Raw genomic sequence first — 14,740 nt, 5'->3', positions numbered from 1 at the left:
CCATCCACGCATGGCGTGGATCTACGGGAACGGCCATCCACGCATGGCGTGGATCTACTGTAGAGCCGAGCCCATGCTCGGCTCCGCACGTTCCGGTAGCGCCGGGCCATGCCCGGCGATCCATCACGGCTGCGTCTTCAACCGCAGCACCGGTAACCCGGTTTCGGCATGCACGTCTTCGTGCTGCGGCATGCCCTGCACGGCGTCCTTCACCGCATTGAATGCCGGGTCGATGCCGCGCAACGGGTGCCACATGCCGATCCACTCGAAGTGGCGCTCGTAGCGCAGCGTCTGCGCGCTGCCCAGCCACAGTGGCACGTTGCCCGGCTGCAGCTGGCCCGGTGCCGGCCACAGGCGCAGCACGTAACGCTCATCCGGCTTTGCCCCCTGGCGCACCATCAGCAGCGCTTCCACGCGCGTGTCCAGCGTGGCCGGCAGCACCGGCAGGTCGTCGGCGCCCGTATTCTTGTCCAGCATCAGCAGCGCTTCTTCCCAACCGGCCTGTGCCTGCACGGTCCAGCCACGTGCTTCCAGCTGCGCCTGCAGCGGCGCCAACGGGCCGGCCACCTGCACGTCCAGCGGCCAGCGCTGGTCATCGTCGAACTCGTTGCGGCGCGCCGGCAGCGTGGCCCAGTCGTGCTGCCACCAGGCCTGCATGTCGATGGCCTGCGGTGCCGGCAGTGCCGGTTCAAATCGCTCCAGCTTCACCGGAATGTTGCGCGGCGCGTACCACATCGCCGCCACCGCGAAGACGCCGTAGAACAGCCACGCCACCGGCTTCACCCAGAACGAGCGGTTGAAGCGGCGGCGGTAGGCAATGCCCAGCACCAGCAGCCAGAACGTGCCGAACAGCATGCCGCCGACCACGTCGCTGAGCCAGTGCGCGCCCAGGTACAGGCGCGAGAAGCCGATCAGGCTGACTACGATGCCCGACACCAGGTACGGCCAGACGCGGGTGCGGCCGGGCATTTCGCGGGCGATCAGTACCGCGAAGAAGCCGAAGGTGATGGTGGCCATGGTCACCGATACCGACGGGAAGCCGAAGCCGCTGCTGGCATCGAGCGGGCGCACCACGTCCACGGTGGCGCCCAGCAGCTTGGTCAGGGCCAGGCCGAAGGCCAGTGCGGCCAGCCAGTGCGCGGCGGCCATCCAGCGCCGGCGCCACACCAGGTAGCCCATGGCCGCGGCGGTAGCCGGCATCAGCACCTGCCAGGCGCCCAGCGAGGCCAGTGCCGCCATCGGGTAGTCGGCCAGCGGGTTGCGCAGGGCCAGCATGGCCTGGTGCACCAGCAGATCGATGGCCAGCGGTTCGCCATGGGCGACCACTACGGTCAGCAGTGCGAACCAGCCCCAGCCCAGCAACAGCAGCATCAGCGCCAGCATCGCCAGCGGCACCGATTCACGGCGCTTTGGGTCGAGCACGCCCACCGTGTAGCGGCCCAGCGTGGGGTGGCGGTTGGACCAGTCCAGCAGGCGCGCCAGCCAGTGGTCCATGCGCGCCGCTGACCAGCGGTAGCCGTACAGCACGATGGCCCAGACCAGGCCGAGGATGACCATCAGCAGGCCGACCACCACCACCAGGCGGCCGGCAACGGCAGCGACGGCGTCATAGGCCTCGCCGAGGATCCAGCCCGGGGCCAGGAACAGCACCGCCCAGGACAGGCTGGCGATGCCGCTGGCCTGCACGTAGCGGCTGGCCGGCATTTTCAGCATGCCGGCGATGGCCGGCACGAACGGCCGGATGGCCCCGACATAGCGCGCGATCAGGATGCTCTTGAAGGCATTGCGGCGGAACAGGTTCTCGCCGCGGTCCAGCAGCTGCGGGTAGCGGCTGAACGGCCAGACCCCGCGCAGGCGGTCGCCCCAGCGGCGGCCGATCCAGTAACTGATGCCATCACCGGCGAACGCCCCCAGCGCCGCCGCGGCCACCGCATACGGCCCGGAGATCTGGCCCAGGCCGATGAACACGCCCACCGCGAACAACAGCGGTAGTGCCGGCACGATGGCGCCGAGAATGATGACCGCATCGCAGAAGGCGATCAGAAAAATAACCGCGCCCGCGAGTACGGGATGGGCGGCAATCCACGCGAGGGTGGCGTCGATCCATGAAGAGTCCATCGCCCGATTATAGGGGCGTGAAGGTGACTGGTTCCCAGCGCCTTGGTGACCGTTTGCAACCGGCACCATCGCCTAGAATGGGCGCATGCCGCACCCGACCGACGCTCCAACGCATGCCCTGAAGGCCGACAGCTTCGGCCGCATCCTGCTCGTGCAGGGGCCGCAGGGCCCCTTCGTGCGCCGCGACCTGGGCGCAACGCCGCTATGGTTGCGGCTGCCAGCGTGGTGGCTGGCCCGCCGCGAAGCACGCGCGCTGCGGCACATCCACGGCATGGCCGACGTGCCCCAGCTGCTGGACTGGGATGGTCGCCATCTCGACCGAAGCTTCATGGCCGGCGATGCCATGTACCAGCGGCCGCCGCGTGGCGATCTGGCCTGGTTCCGTGCCGCTCGCCGGCTGCTGCAGCAGTTGCACCGGCGGGGCGTAGCCCATAACGACCTGGCCAAGGAAGCCAACTGGCTGGTGACCGAGGACGGCCGCCCGGCGCTGATCGACTTCCAGCTGGCGGTGATCGGCAACCCGCGTTCGCGCTGGATGCGCCTGCTGGCCCGCGAAGACCTGCGCCACCTGCTCAAGCACAAGCGCATGTACTGCCGCGAGTCGCTTACCCCGGTGGAGAAGCGCGTGCTCAAGCGCACCTCGTGGGTGCGCGAGCTGTGGTTCGCCACCGGCAAGCCGGTCTACCGCTTCGTCACCCGCCGCATCCTGCATTGGGAAGACAACGAAGGGCAGGGGCCGAAGCCGTGACCGCCGCGCAGGTCGCGACCGCGCCACCGAGCGCGGCCAGCGTGCTGCGTGCGCAGCTGCCCGGCGCCGGTTTCGTGCACGCCTGCCAGGCGACGACCCGTCGTGGTGGGCGCTCGGCCCTGCAGGCCTACCGCGACATGGCCGCAACCATTCCCGGCTGGTTCGATGGGCTGATGGCGCTGCGCAACCGCGGCATGCGCCTGCTGGAAATGAAAGATCTGGGCTCGTTGCGGGCGGTGCAGGTTGTTGAAGATCCTCATCCCGGCCAGCGTCTGGGCATCTTCACCCTGCAGTCGCTGGATCAGGACGCCATCGTGCTGGAAGACAACGACCGCCATCTTCGCGTGCAGCTGGCGCTGCAGTGGCAGGGCGATGTGCTGGAAGTGGCCACCGTGGTGCATATCCACAACGTGTTCGGGCGCGTGTACATGCTGCCAGTGGCGCCGGTGCATCGGATGATCGTGCCGCATCTGCTGAAGAAGCAGGTGCAGGCGTACTGCTGATTGAAGGCCGTGCCCGGCGGGCACGCGGCGTTGCAGCACTACGGCGCCGCCGGCACCACCTGCTGGCCGATGAAATTGCGCTTGCCGTCGAAGTCATAACCGATCTGCAGCTGGCCGACATCCGGGCAGGCATGGCAGTCGCGCAGCGGCGTGCGGTACAGCAGGCGGATGCCGCCGCCATCAAGCGGCGCAGTACCGGCTGCCTGTGCGGGTGCGAACGGCGTGGCCTGCGGATGCGCGGCCAGCACGCCCTGTACCCCCGGGTCGGCACGCAGGGTGTCGTCCAGCTGCACCGCGTCGACATCGATGCGCTTGCCAGCGGCATCCACCAGGCGCGTGCCTTCGTTGGTGTTGGCGCGGAACGGATACTCCACCGTGGCCACGCCCAGGCCATCGTGTTCATGCCAGGCCGTCACGTAGGCCAGCTCGCCGCCGGTGGACAGCTGCTCGGCAGCGGCCACGGCATCGGCGCTCGCGCCGGCAGACTTCATCGTTTCGGCCAGGCACGCGCGCGTGGCGCTGTTCTCGCCCTGGCGGCACGCGTTGAGGTCGCCATCCCAGACCACCGACTCGCTCCAGCGCAGTGAACCATCGGCGGCCTTGGCGGCCGGCGCATCCCCCGTGGCGGGTTCGGTGCCGGGTTCAGGCGAACGGTCCTGGCAGGCGGTGAGCAGGGCCAGGCCCAGGGCAGGCAGCAGCAGGCGGGAACGGCGCATGGCGTGTACCTCGTGCGTATGACCGGGGCACCAGTATCGTCAACGCGCGGTGAACTCCGCGTCGGCGCGGCATACTAGCGGCTCATGGCATACGCTGGAGTGTGGAACGTGGGCAGTCTGCAGGGCAAAACCCTTTTCATCACCGGTGCCTCGCGTGGCATCGGCCTGGCCATCGCCCTACGCGCGGCGCGCGACGGCGCCAACGTCGCCATCGCCGCGAAGTCGTCGGTGCCCAACCCGAAGCTGCCGGGCACCATCCACAGCGCCGCCGAAGCGGTAACTGCGGCCGGTGGCCAGGGCCTCGCCCTGAAGTGCGACATCCGCGAAGAGGACCAGGTGAAGGCTGCCGTGGCCGCCACGGTGGATGCCTTCGGTGGCATCGACATCCTCATCAACAATGCCAGCGCGATCTGGCTGCGCGGCGCGCTGGATACGCCGATGAAGCGATTCGACCTGATGCAGCAGGTCAATTCGCGCGGCAGTTTCCTGTGCGCGCAGGCGTGCCTGCCGTACCTGCTGCAGGCGCCCAATCCGCACATTCTCACCTTGGCCCCGCCGCCCAGCCTGGAACCGAAGTGGTGGGGCCCGCATACCGGCTATACGCTGGCCAAGATGGGCATGAGCTTCGTCACCCTTGGCCTTGCCGCTGAATTCGGCCCGCAGGGCGTGGCGGTCAATGCGCTGTGGCCGCGTACCGTCATCGCCACCGATGCGATCAACATGATTCCCGGCGTGGATGCGGCTGGTTGCCGCACGCCGCAGATCATGGCTGACGCCGCGCACGCGGTGCTGGTACGCGAGGCTGCTGGTTTCCACGGCCGCTTCCTGATCGATGATGAAGTGCTGGCCGAAGCGGGGGTGACTGATCTGTCCGCGTACGCGGTGGACGCGTCGCGGCCGTTGCTGCCGGATCTGTTCCTGGATTGATCGGCGGCGTGCGCTTCTGAGGCGGTGGTCAAGGATGGCCACCGCCGAGGTTGGGTAGAATGCTGGGCTGGAACCGTTTTCATCACCCACTCCAACAAGGAAGTTTCCCGATGCCACCGATGCTTCGCGCGGCCACCCTGGCTGCTTCGCTGTCCGTCGTCCTGGCTGCCTGCGGTGGCAAGCCTGCGGCCCCGGCCGATGCCGCCGCCAATGCCGACAAAGGCGAAACGGCCGCTGTCGGCACCGACAGCGACCAGGCCCTGATGGGCAAGCTCAACAGCTACATCGCGTGCTACAACGAAGTGGACCGCACGATCCATTCGGGCATCGGCCCGTACACGGTCTGGATGAAGGACCCCACGGCCGGCCCCACCGGTCGCGAAGAGCGCCCGATCGGGCCGCCGGACCTGACCGCCGATGACCTGAAGGGCTGCGACAAGGCGCTGCCGGAGGCCATTGCCGCGCAGCCGTCGCTGCCCGACCTGGACAAGGCGGCGCAGGGCTACCTGGACGCCTTGCATGCGCTGCAGCCGATCACCCATGAAGCGGCCGATTACTACCAGCGCAATGACTATGAAGACGATGGCTTCGCCCGTGGCAAGGCGCTGCATGCGCCGCTGATGTCGGCGTTCGGCACCTTCGTCGAGGCCAGCGAGGTGTTCAGCCATGCGCTGGATGCCGAGAACGACCGTCTGCAGGATTCGCAGCTGGCCAAGGTGGAAGCGCAGGAAGGCCGTACCCGCACTTTCTACCGCCTGGCCATCATGCGCGACGCAAAGGCGCTGATGGATCTGATGGCCGAAGACAGCTTCGATGTGGCCGAGGCGCGGCGGCGGCTGGATGCGTTCAACGCGATCTCCGACGAGGCCCATGCCAAGGTGGCCGAGCAGGAGCCGGGCAAGCTGGACTGGAACAGCTTCGAACGTACCGCCGAGGATTTCCGCCGCGAGGGCAAGGAGCGCTTGAAACGGGTTGAACAGAAAACCCCGTACAGCGATTTCGAACGGCGCATGCTCAACACCACCATGGCTCCGCAGGGCTCGCCGGGCAAGCTGATGCAGGAATACAACTCGCTGGTCTTCCAGAGCAACCGCCAGTAAGGCGGCGCTCTTCTTTTATCTGCAAGGAACTGAATTGAACACTTCTGTACGTGTACTGCCGGTGCTGCTGCTCGGCGCCGTGGCCGGCCTGGTTGGCTGCAACAAGTCCACCGGCCCTTCGCTGGCCGATCCCAGCGTAGCCAAGGTCAATGCCTACATCGCCTGCTACAACGGCGTCGAGCAGCCCATCCGCGAGGGCTATGAGACCTACACCGGCTGGATCAAGGATGTCCAGGCCGGCCCGACCGGCAAGGAAGCGCAGCCGCGCTCGCCGGGCACGGTGCTGTCGCACCGCGTGGAGTTCTGCGGCCAGCCACTCACCGATGCGCTGGCGATGATGCCGGCGACGCCGATGGATGCACCGGTGCGCGATTACCAGCAGGCCTTCCAGGCCCTGTACGCGAAAATCGAGCAGGCCGACGGTTACTACACCCGTGAGGAATTCCGTCGCGACGGCGGTGAGGGCATGCGCACCCAGCATGCGCTGCTGATGCAGGCCTACGCCGCATTCTTCAAGGCCAGTGACGCGCTGGACGTGGCGCTGGAAAAGAACGAAGAAGACCGCCGCGCCGCGCAACTGAAGCAGATTGAAGAAAGCGAAGGCCGCTCGCCGGCCTACTACCACCTGCGCCTGGTGGGTGAAGGCAAGCAGCTGGCGGTGGCCTTCCAGAGCGATACCCCGGACGTGGCTGCACTGCGCGCGCGCCTGGCCGCGTATGAGGCGCTGGTGAAGGAGATGCAGGCGGCCGGCGTGGGCAAGGATGACCCGATGTGGGGCCATGTGCAGCGCTCGGTCGACACCCTTATCCGCAAGGCCGGCCGAGGCATCGAACGGCTCGAGCAGGGCAAGCCGATCAGCGCTGAAGGTCTGGCCGCCGAGCGCAAGGCCTCGGGCAGCAGGCTCACTTCGGCCCCTGAAGGCGCGCAGTCGGACATCCTGGACGCTTACAACGACCTGGTGACCACCAGCAACCGCATGCGCTGAGGGTCGGGTGGGTGGTAGGTGGTGGGTGGTAGGTGGTGGGTGCGGACCGTTGATCCGCACCGCGCGGGCTCTCATCCACGCATGGCGTGGATCTACTGGTTGAACGTATCCGGCAGGACACCGCCACATTTGCGGCAATGGCGCGCGTCGGGCTCGTGGCCCTCCAGCCCGCACTGCGGGCAGCCACGTGCATCCCGGCGCGCGGCCAGCTCGGCCTCGCGCATGGTGCTGGCCAGTTCGGCCGTGTAGATGCCGGTGGGCACGGCGATGATGCTGTAGCCGATGAGGATCAGCACCGAGGTGACGAAGCGCCCCAGCACGGTCTGCGGCACGATGTCGCCAAACCCGACGGTGGCCATGGTCACCACCGCCCAGTACATGCTGGCCGGGATGTTGCTGAACCCGTTGGCCGGCCCTTCGATGACGTACATCAGGGTGCCGGCAATGATGGTGACGGTGATGACCGTGAACAGGAACAGCAGGATCTTGCGCCGGCTGCGCCACAGCGACTGCAGCAGGATGCCGCTCTCTTCGATGTAGCGGGTCAGCTTGAGGATGCGGAACACGCGCAGGATGCGCAGGGCGCGCACCACCAGCAGGCTCTGCGCGCCGGGGATGAACAGCGACAGATAGGCCGGCAGGATCGACAGCAGATCGATGATGCCCCAGATGCTGACCGCGTAACGCAGCGGACGCTTGACCACCGCCAGCCGCAGCAGGTACTCGGCCGTGAACAGGGCGGTGAAGCCCCATTCGACCACGTACAGCCCCTCCGACCAGGCCACGTGCAGGTGCTGCACGCTGTCGATCATCACCACCCCGATGCTGGCGATGATGGCCACCACCAGGATCAGGTCGAAATTGCGCGACGGCCGCGTGTCATGCCGGTAGATGATGTCGAACCAGGTCCGGCGCCAGCCGGAGGCGGTGGCGGGGTTCAGCTGGGGGGCGGAGAGCGGGCGCATCCGCACATTGTGCCGCAGGGGCTGGGGGGCGAGAATGGGCGTTCCCGTAACCAGCTCATTGCCATGACCGCCGCTACCGATCCGTTGATCTCCCTGTCGCACTACTACCTGCCGGTGTACAAGCCCCGCCAGGTGGTGCTGGAGCGAGGCCAGGGCGCCCGCGTATGGGACAGCCAGGGCCGCGAGTTCATCGACCTGGCCGCCGGCATCGCCGTGTGCGGCCTGGGCCACAACGACCCGGACCTGGTGGCCGCGCTGGTCGAACAGGCTGGCAAACTGTGGCACACCAGCAACGTCTTCTACAGCGCGCCGCCGCTGCACCTGGCCGAGGAACTGGTGAAGGCCAGCCGCTTCGCCGAGCGCGTATTCCTGTGCAATTCCGGCGCCGAAGCCAACGAAGTGGCGATCAAGATGGTCCGCAAGTGGGCCTCCAGCAAGGGCCGCCCGGCCGACAAGCGCGTCATCATCACCTTCCGCGGCAGCTTCCACGGGCGCACGATGGGCGCGGTGACCGCCACCGCCCAGCCCAAGTACCAGGAAGGTTACGAGCCGCTGCCCGGTGGCTTCCGCTACATCGATTTCAACGATGAAGTGCAGCTGGAAACGGCGATGGCTGCCGGCGACGTGGCCGCCGTCATGCTTGAGCCGGTGCAGGGCGAGGGCGGCGTGATGCCGGCCAGGACTGGTTTCCTCAAGCGCGTGCGCGAGCTGTGCGACCAGCACGACGCCCTGCTGGTGCTGGACGAGATCCAGGCCGGCATGGGCCGCACCGGCACGCTGTTCGCGCACTGGCAGGATGATGTGGTGCCGGACATGGTCACCCTGGCCAAGGCCCTGGGCGGCGGCTTCCCGATCGGCGCGATGCTGGCCGGCCCGAAGGTGGCCGAGACCATGCAGTTCGGCGCCCATGGCACCACCTTCGGTGGCAACCCGCTGGCCGCTGCCGTGGCCCGCGTGGCCCTGCGCAAGCTGGCCTCGCCGGAGATCGCTGCCAACGTCAGCCGCCAGTCGAAGGCGCTGCGCGATGGCTTTGACCGCATCAGCGCAGAGTTCGGCGTGTTCAGTGGCGTGCGTGGCCGCGGCCTGATGCTGGGCGCCGTGCTGAGCCCGGCCTTCGCCGGCCAGGCCGGTGCCATCCTCGACCATGCCGCCGACCAGGGCCTGCTGACCCTGCAGGCCGGCCCGGACGTGCTGCGCTTCGTGCCGTCGCTGAACATCACCGACGAAGAGGTTGCCGAAGGTCTCAAGCGCCTGCATGCGGCCATTGCCGCGTTCGTCGCCGCGCGCTGATCACGGCGCTGGAATCGGATCCCGGTGCCGCAGAACTCCTGCAGAGCCGAGCCCATGCTCGGCTGCTGTTGCCTTGCATCGCGATGAGCCGAGCATGGGCTCGGCTCTACAGCATTGCGATCAGCGCACGCCGTAACGCTTCAACACCTTCCCCAGCCCACGCCCGTCACGCACGGTTTCGGCATGCAGGCCGGCCGCGCGTGCGCCGCGCACGTTGACGAACAGGTCATCCACGAACAGCGTGTGGCGTGCCTCGACGTCCAGCCGCTGCAGTGCGCGCAGGAACACCGCAGGGTCTGGCTTGCGCCCGCCCAGCATGCCGCTGCACAGCACACGCGGCTGCAGCCGGGCATGCAGTCCAGGCAGAAGGATCGGCAACACCTGGGTCATCAGCGGGCCGTTGTTGGTCAGCACGCCCAGCGGCAGGTGTTCATCGATGGCCAGCAGGCGCTGTACCACGGCCGGCTGTGGCCGGCAGGCGGCAACGCGGGCAGCGAGCCACGTCGTTGCGTCCACGTTGGCCTGCAGCGCCCCGCTAAGTTGGCCCAGATACGCGGCGGTATCCAGTGCCCCGGTGTCGTAGGCGGTTTCCAGGCCACTGTCGAACAGCGCGGCCTGCACCTGCGCGCTGCTGCGCTGCAGGGCATGGGCCAGGTGCATGACGCGCCGCGATCGCTGGTAATGCAGCAGCACCCCATCGACATCCAGCAGCAGCAGGCGTATCTCCATATGCACAGCATGCCCGATCCTGCGCGCCGCATGCGACAGACGGTCGCAGCCGGTGGCGTCTGGCCCTGCCTAGAATGTTCGTTGAACCTGCAGGAGACGCAACGATGAAGGCTTGGACGGTGGCAGTGGGACTGGGTGCGCTGATGCTGGCGCCGTCGGCGATGGCACGCGTGTGTGCGGTGAGCATCGACAGCACCGACCAGATGAGTTTCAGCACGCGCCAGATCACGGTGGCCGCCGACTGCAGCGAAGTGGACCTGACCCTGCGCCACACCGGCAAGCTGGCCGCCACGGCCATGGGGCACAACTGGGTGCTGACCCGCACCGCTGATTACCAACCGGTGGCGATGGCTGGCATGAGGATGACCCTGGCCGACAGCTACCTGCCGAAGGGCGACAAGCGCGTGCTGGCGCACACCAAAGTGATCGGCGGCGGCGAAACCACGCGCGTGCGGTTCTCGACCAAGGGCCTGCAGAAGGGCGGTGATTACACCTTCTTCTGCTCGTTCCCCGGGCACTTCGCGATGATGAAGGGCAGCTTCGTCTTCGGTTGAGTGCAGCCACGCATGGCGTGGCTCTACTGGTGGAACGGTGCGCGCAGCCTGGTAGATCCACGCCATGCGTGGATGCCGTGCCACGGCAATGCCAACCAAGGTTGGCATCTAACCGGGCGTGGGCTCAGCTCTTGGCAGCCTTGAACGCGATGCGTGCAGCGGCCAGGGTGGCTTCGATCACGGCATCGTCGTGCGCGCTGGACATGAAGCCGGCCTCGTAGGCTGACGGCGCCAGGAACACGCCCTGGTCCAGCATCGCGTGGAAGAAGCGGTTGAACGCGGGAATGTCGCAGGCGGTGGCCTGCGCATAGGTTTCCACCTTTTCGCTGGTGAAGAACAGGCCGAACATCGCACCCACGCGGGTGGTGGTCACGGCCACGCCAGCTTCGGCAGCGGCCGCTTCGAGACCCTCGCACAGGCGCGCGGTGCGTGCGGAAAGGTCGTCGTGGAAACCCGGCTGCGACACCAGGTCCAGCATCGCCAGGCCAGCAGCCATCGCCACCGGGTTGCCGCTCAGCGTGCCTGCCTGGTAGATCGGGCCGGCCGGGGCGATCTGCTGCATCAGCTCGCGGCGGCCACCGTAGGCGCCCACCGGCATGCCACCGCCGATGATCTTGCCGAAGGTGGTCAGGTCCGGGGTGACACCGTAATGCGCCTGCGCGCCGCCCAGGGCCACGCGGAAGCCGGTCATCACTTCATCGAAGATCAGCAACGCGCCGTGCTTGGTGCACAGTTCACGCAGGTGCTGCAGGTAACCCTCGCGCGGCGGGATGCAGTTGGCGTTGCCGACCACTGGCTCGATGATCAGGCCGGCGATGTCGTCGCCCTGCTGTTCGAACAGCGCAGTCGCGGCTTCGAAATCGTTGTAGGGCAGGGTCAGGGTCAGCTCGCTCAGGCCGGCCGGCACGCCCGGCGAGGTCGGGACGCCGAGGGTCAGCATGCCGCTGCCGGCCTTGACCAGGAACGAGTCGCCGTGGCCGTGGTAGCAGCCTTCGAACTTGACGATGCGGTTGCGGCCGGTCGCACCGCGCGCCAGCCGGATCGCGGACAGCGTGGCTTCGGTGCCGGAGTTGACCATGCGTACCATCTCGCAGGACGGCACCAGACGGGTAATGGTCTCGGCCATGGTCACCTCGGCCGCGCAGGGCGCGCCGAAGGACAGGCCATTGTCGATCGCCTTCTTCACTGCCTGGCGCACCGCCGGGTGGTTGTGGCCGACGATCATCGGGCCCCAGGAACCGACGTAGTCGATGTAGCGGTTGCCGTCGACGTCGTAAAGGTAGGCGCCATCGGCGCGTTCGACGAAGAACGGCTCGCCGCCGACGGACTTGAACGCGCGCACCGGCGAATTGACGCCGCCCGGCAGCAGTTGCTGGGCGCGGGAGAACAGGGCGTGGGACTGGTCGTGGTTCATGGGGCTTTCCTGGGCGTTACGCGAACTGGGCGAGGTAGGCGCGCTGGGTAGCGACCGGGTCCTGCGCGGCGTAGATGCCGCTGACCACGGCCACCAGGTCGGCGCCGGCATCGATGATGGGACCGACATTGTCCGGGGTCAGGCCGCCGATCGCCACCCGCGGCACGCCCAGTGTGGCGCTTTGCCGCAGCAGCCCGGTATGCGCGCGGCTGGTGGTGATCTTGGTGGTGGTGGGGAAGAAGGCGCCGAAGGCCACGTAGCTGGCGCCGGCGGCCACGGCCTTTTCGGCGTTGGCCAGCTGGTCGTAGCAGGAGGCGCCGATGATGGCGTGCGGGCCGAGCAGGGCGCGTGCGCTGGGGATGTCGCCGTCGGTGCCGCCCAGGTGTACGCCAGCTGCGCCCACGGTCTGCGCCAGCAACGGGTCGTCATTGATGATGAGCGGCACGCCATGGGCGGCGCACAGCGCCTGCAGGGCGGCGGCCTGTTCCAGGCGCAGTGCATCGCTGGCGGTCTTGTTGCGGTACTGCAGCCAGGTGGCCCCAGCGGCCAGCAGCGGTGCGGTGCGCGCCAGCAGGCGTGCGGTGTCGGGTTCATCCGGGGTGATCAGGTAGACGCCGCGGGGCGCCGGGGAAGCAGAAGTCATCATGGCTACCGGTAGGTGGGCCGCGATGGGACAATGGCGGCCCGTGAATCCAGTGCTGATTATCCGATGAGCGACGCCACCCCCACCACCTTGCGTACCTGGATGTGCGTGGTCTGCGGCTTCATCTACCGCGAAGCGGACGGCTTGCCGGAAGAGGGCATCGCCCCGGGCACGCGCTGGGAGGACATTCCCGAGACCTGGACCTGCCCGGACTGCGGCGTCGGCAAGGACGATTTCGAGATGATCGAGATCGATTGATCGAATGGGCCGCCGGGCATGGCCCGGCGCTACCGGTCAATGCAACCGCGGCATCGGCCCGCCGAGGTCGATCAGCTTCTCGCGCAGCCACTGCGCGTCGCTGGCCTCGGGATTGCGGCGCAGGTACTGGCCCAGGTCGTGGCGGGCGCCCGCCACATGATCCAGCTGCAGATACGCCAGGCCACGGTCACGCAGGGCATCGTCCTGCTCCGGGGCCAGTTTCAGCAGGCGGTCGGCGCTGCGCGCGGCACGGTCCCACTCGCTGGCTTCGGCATACACGCCGTGCAGGTTGCGCAGCATGCGGATCAGGATCGCGCGTGTCGGCGCAGGGTCGAGGATCTGTGCCAGCACCTGGTCGTCCGGGGCGTGCCCGCCGAGGTGTGACTTGGCCCGCTCTCGCAGTTCGTCCACATCCAGCGGGCGGCCACCATTGAATGGATCCATCACCAGCACGCCGTCGTCCACCGGCAGGCGCACCAGGAAATGGCCGGGGAAGGACACCCCATCCAGTGGAATGCCCAGCCGCCTGGCGACTTCCATCTGCACCAGGGCCAGCGAAATGGGGTTGCCCAGCCGACGCTCGAACACCTGGTTGAGGTAGCTGTTGCGCGGGTCGTAGTACTCGTCGTGGTCGCCGCTGTAGCCCAGTTCGTCGAACAGGTGGCGGTTGACTGCGGCCATCTTCAGCGGCCAGCGCTCGATGGTGTCCACTTCCGCGCGCAGGTGGTCGACATGGCTCTGCACCAGCGCCTCGTACACGCCGGGCTGCAGGTCGGGGTATTCATCGCGCGCAATCAGCAACGCGGTCGGCAGCAGTGGCAGCGCCTCGTCATCGACGTCGGCCAGTGCATCCCAGTCGGGGAGTGTGATCCGGTCCTGCATGGTCACAGACTGGCGGCAATCGCAGGCGGTTTCAAGCGGTGCCGCGTGAATTCCTCCTGTCATCGTTCCCCCATCCACGCATGGCGTGGATCTACCGCAGATCGCGGAAATCTGTCGAAGGCGGGGTGGGTCCGGTTGCGGGGGGCACTTCAAGGACGGGTTTACGGCGTCCCCCGCCACCGGATCCACCCCGCCTTCCGATGGACAGGGAGGCTTTTGCTGTTGCTCCGGCGTTGGCTTCGGCGGGTGCCGGGCGTAGCCCGGCCGTACCTTACTTCTCGATGCCCGGGCCGAAGGTCAGCGCGGTGCCGTCCTTCAGCCTCAGCTTCTCGGCCTGGCCGGCATTGAGCTCCAGCACGTAACGCGCCGGACCACCGCTGGGGTAGGGTGGGCACATGTCGCCGGCCGAGCACGGCGGTACGTCGCGCTGCTGGCTGACCAGCCTGCGTTCGCTGTCGAAGTACAGGATGTCCAGCGCGATCCTGGTGTTCTTCATCCAGTACGCCTGCATTTCCTCGCGGTCGTGGATGAACAGCATGCCGTGGTCGGCCGCCATCTGGTCGCGGAACATCAGCCCACGCGCGCGGGTTTCATCGTTGGTGGCCAGCTCCACCTTGTAGCGGGCGCCATCCAGCTCGACCCAGTGGCGGGCCGCATCGGTGGCACAGCCGGTCAGGGCCAGCAGCGGAAGCATCAGCAGCGAACGCAGCAGAGACATCGTCAGAATCCTTCGAAAGGGTCAGAGCACGACCGGCGGTTCGCCGCCGACGATCACCACATCGGCGCGACGGCGTGCGAACAGGCCGACGCAGACCACGCCCGGCAGCTGGTTGAGCTCGCGCTCCAGCTTTTCCGCGACCCAACGCGACCGCGCCGTCTTCGGCTTCTTCAACGGCAAAGCCGGCCGA

The 14,740-nt window shown here is 67.7% G+C and carries 17 protein-coding genes; 8 read left to right on the top strand and 9 right to left on the bottom strand.

Annotation, left to right across the window (positions count from 1 at the left end; translation table 11 throughout):
- Positions 1-123 precede the first annotated feature (123 nt).
- Positions 124-2,118, bottom strand: coding sequence for a VTT domain-containing protein (locus tag ACQKDV_RS01925; RefSeq protein WP_427782106.1), 1,995 nt, complete (start codon positions 2,116-2,118; stop codon positions 124-126).
- Positions 2,119-2,203: 85 nt separating this feature from the next.
- Between ACQKDV_RS01925 and ACQKDV_RS01920 the strand changes: the two genes are divergently transcribed.
- Together ACQKDV_RS01920 and ACQKDV_RS01915 are read left to right on the top strand one after the other, a co-directional pair.
- The gene (locus ACQKDV_RS01920; protein WP_427782105.1) at positions 2,204-2,866 is read left to right on the top strand and encodes a serine/threonine-protein kinase; all 663 of its coding nucleotides are present in this window, start codon (positions 2,204-2,206) and stop codon (positions 2,864-2,866) included.
- Positions 2,863-3,369: a DUF2867 domain-containing protein gene (locus ACQKDV_RS01915; RefSeq protein WP_427782104.1), complete on the top strand. Its 507-nt coding sequence runs from the start codon at positions 2,863-2,865 to the stop codon at positions 3,367-3,369. Before ACQKDV_RS01920 ends, ACQKDV_RS01915 begins: the two co-directional genes overlap by 4 nt.
- A gap of 38 nt (positions 3,370-3,407) precedes the next feature.
- Here ACQKDV_RS01915 and ACQKDV_RS01910 read toward each other — a convergent pair whose 3' ends face one another.
- Positions 3,408-4,085 carry a hypothetical protein gene (locus ACQKDV_RS01910; protein ID WP_427782103.1) on the bottom strand — a complete coding sequence of 226 codons (678 nt, stop codon included), beginning with the start codon at positions 4,083-4,085 and terminating at the stop codon, positions 3,408-3,410.
- An 84-nt stretch (positions 4,086-4,169) separates the two neighbouring features.
- Here ACQKDV_RS01910 and ACQKDV_RS01905 point away from each other — a divergent pair, with 84 nt between their 5' ends.
- The 3 genes from ACQKDV_RS01905 (at position 4,170) to ACQKDV_RS01895 (ending at position 7,097) form a co-directional block, all read left to right on the top strand.
- Positions 4,170-5,012, top strand: a complete 843-nt coding sequence (locus ACQKDV_RS01905) for an SDR family oxidoreductase (protein ID WP_427782102.1) — start codon at positions 4,170-4,172, stop codon at positions 5,010-5,012.
- Positions 5,013-5,122: 110 nt separating this feature from the next.
- On the top strand, positions 5,123-6,112 hold the full coding sequence (locus ACQKDV_RS01900; protein WP_427782101.1) for a YiiG family protein: 990 nt from the start codon (positions 5,123-5,125) through the stop codon (positions 6,110-6,112).
- Positions 6,113-6,146: 34 nt separating this feature from the next.
- Complete coding sequence (locus tag ACQKDV_RS01895; RefSeq protein WP_427782100.1) at positions 6,147-7,097, top strand: YiiG family protein; 951 nt, start codon at positions 6,147-6,149, stop codon at positions 7,095-7,097.
- Positions 7,098-7,189: 92 nt separating this feature from the next.
- Here ACQKDV_RS01895 and ACQKDV_RS01890 read toward each other — a convergent pair whose 3' ends face one another.
- Positions 7,190-8,062: an ion transporter gene (locus ACQKDV_RS01890; RefSeq protein WP_427782099.1), complete on the bottom strand. Its 873-nt coding sequence runs from the start codon at positions 8,060-8,062 to the stop codon at positions 7,190-7,192.
- A gap of 63 nt (positions 8,063-8,125) precedes the next feature.
- On the opposite strand from ACQKDV_RS01890, the gene ACQKDV_RS01885 reads away from it, so the two are divergent.
- Positions 8,126-9,352, top strand: a complete 1,227-nt coding sequence (locus ACQKDV_RS01885; protein WP_427782098.1) for an acetylornithine transaminase — start codon at positions 8,126-8,128, stop codon at positions 9,350-9,352.
- 120 nt (positions 9,353-9,472) lie between these two features.
- Here ACQKDV_RS01885 and ACQKDV_RS01880 read toward each other — a convergent pair whose 3' ends face one another.
- Positions 9,473-10,081 carry an HAD-IA family hydrolase gene (locus tag ACQKDV_RS01880; RefSeq protein ID WP_427782097.1) on the bottom strand — a complete coding sequence of 203 codons (609 nt, stop codon included), beginning with the start codon at positions 10,079-10,081 and terminating at the stop codon, positions 9,473-9,475.
- A 104-nt stretch (positions 10,082-10,185) separates the two neighbouring features.
- On the opposite strand from ACQKDV_RS01880, the gene azu reads away from it, so the two are divergent.
- Positions 10,186-10,635, top strand: a complete 450-nt coding sequence (gene azu / locus ACQKDV_RS01875; protein ID WP_427782096.1) for an azurin — start codon at positions 10,186-10,188, stop codon at positions 10,633-10,635.
- A 124-nt stretch (positions 10,636-10,759) separates the two neighbouring features.
- Here azu and hemL read toward each other — a convergent pair whose 3' ends face one another.
- Positions 10,760-12,049, bottom strand: coding sequence for a glutamate-1-semialdehyde 2,1-aminomutase (gene hemL, locus ACQKDV_RS01870; RefSeq protein WP_427782095.1), 1,290 nt, complete (start codon positions 12,047-12,049; stop codon positions 10,760-10,762).
- 16 nt (positions 12,050-12,065) lie between these two features.
- Entirely contained in the window at positions 12,066-12,692 is a 627-nt protein-coding gene (thiE, locus tag ACQKDV_RS01865) for a thiamine phosphate synthase (RefSeq protein ID WP_427782093.1), read from the bottom strand.
- Between the two features lie 33 nt (positions 12,693-12,725).
- Here thiE and ACQKDV_RS01860 point away from each other — a divergent pair, with 33 nt between their 5' ends.
- A complete protein-coding gene (locus ACQKDV_RS01860) occupies positions 12,726-12,950 on the top strand; it encodes a rubredoxin (RefSeq protein ID WP_427782092.1) in 225 nt (74 codons plus the stop codon).
- A 36-nt stretch (positions 12,951-12,986) separates the two neighbouring features.
- Here the strand turns inward: ACQKDV_RS01860 and ACQKDV_RS01855 are convergent, their stop codons facing one another.
- The 3 genes from ACQKDV_RS01855 to ACQKDV_RS01845 form a co-directional block, all read right to left on the bottom strand.
- Positions 12,987-13,832, bottom strand: a complete 846-nt coding sequence (locus tag ACQKDV_RS01855) for a SirB1 family protein (protein ID WP_427782091.1) — start codon at positions 13,830-13,832, stop codon at positions 12,987-12,989.
- Positions 13,833-14,103: 271 nt separating this feature from the next.
- Complete coding sequence (locus ACQKDV_RS01850; protein ID WP_427782090.1) at positions 14,104-14,550, bottom strand: DUF192 domain-containing protein; 447 nt, start codon at positions 14,548-14,550, stop codon at positions 14,104-14,106.
- 21 nt (positions 14,551-14,571) lie between these two features.
- On the bottom strand, positions 14,572-14,740 hold a 169-nt coding region (locus ACQKDV_RS01845), incomplete at its 5' end, for a ribose-5-phosphate isomerase A (RefSeq protein ID WP_427782141.1).

The organism is Stenotrophomonas sp. NPDC077659, from assembly GCF_050268705.1.
In the GTDB taxonomy this organism is placed as follows: Bacteria; Pseudomonadota; Gammaproteobacteria; order Xanthomonadales; family Xanthomonadaceae; genus Stenotrophomonas.
The sequence above is the reverse complement of the archived record's forward strand: the minus strand, read 5'-3'. Positions and strand labels throughout refer to the sequence as shown.

Bases quoted from the DNA above. Each gene is read 5' to 3' on its own strand.
- ACQKDV_RS01925 (WP_427782106.1), bottom strand. From the start codon at position 2,118: ATGGACTCTTCATGGATCGACGCCACCCTCGCGTGGATTGCCGCCCAT.
- ACQKDV_RS01920 (WP_427782105.1), top strand. From the start codon at position 2,204: ATGCCGCACCCGACCGACGCTCCAACGCATGCCCTGAAGGCCGACAGC.
- ACQKDV_RS01910 (WP_427782103.1), bottom strand. From the start codon at position 4,085: ATGCGCCGTTCCCGCCTGCTGCTGCCTGCCCTGGGCCTGGCCCTGCTC.
- ACQKDV_RS01905 (WP_427782102.1), top strand. From the start codon at position 4,170: ATGGCATACGCTGGAGTGTGGAACGTGGGCAGTCTGCAGGGCAAAACC.
- ACQKDV_RS01900 (WP_427782101.1), top strand. From the start codon at position 5,123: ATGCCACCGATGCTTCGCGCGGCCACCCTGGCTGCTTCGCTGTCCGTC.
- ACQKDV_RS01890 (WP_427782099.1), bottom strand. From the start codon at position 8,062: ATGCGCCCGCTCTCCGCCCCCCAGCTGAACCCCGCCACCGCCTCCGGC.
- ACQKDV_RS01885 (WP_427782098.1), top strand. From the start codon at position 8,126: ATGACCGCCGCTACCGATCCGTTGATCTCCCTGTCGCACTACTACCTG.
- ACQKDV_RS01880 (WP_427782097.1), bottom strand. From the start codon at position 10,081: ATGGAGATACGCCTGCTGCTGCTGGATGTCGATGGGGTGCTGCTGCAT.
- azu (WP_427782096.1), top strand. From the start codon at position 10,186: ATGAAGGCTTGGACGGTGGCAGTGGGACTGGGTGCGCTGATGCTGGCG.
- hemL (WP_427782095.1), bottom strand. From the start codon at position 12,049: ATGAACCACGACCAGTCCCACGCCCTGTTCTCCCGCGCCCAGCAACTG.
- thiE (WP_427782093.1), bottom strand. From the start codon at position 12,692: ATGACTTCTGCTTCCCCGGCGCCCCGCGGCGTCTACCTGATCACCCCG.
- ACQKDV_RS01860 (WP_427782092.1), top strand. From the start codon at position 12,726: ATGGCGGCCCGTGAATCCAGTGCTGATTATCCGATGAGCGACGCCACC.
- ACQKDV_RS01855 (WP_427782091.1), bottom strand. From the start codon at position 13,832: ATGCAGGACCGGATCACACTCCCCGACTGGGATGCACTGGCCGACGTC.
- ACQKDV_RS01850 (WP_427782090.1), bottom strand. From the start codon at position 14,550: ATGTCTCTGCTGCGTTCGCTGCTGATGCTTCCGCTGCTGGCCCTGACC.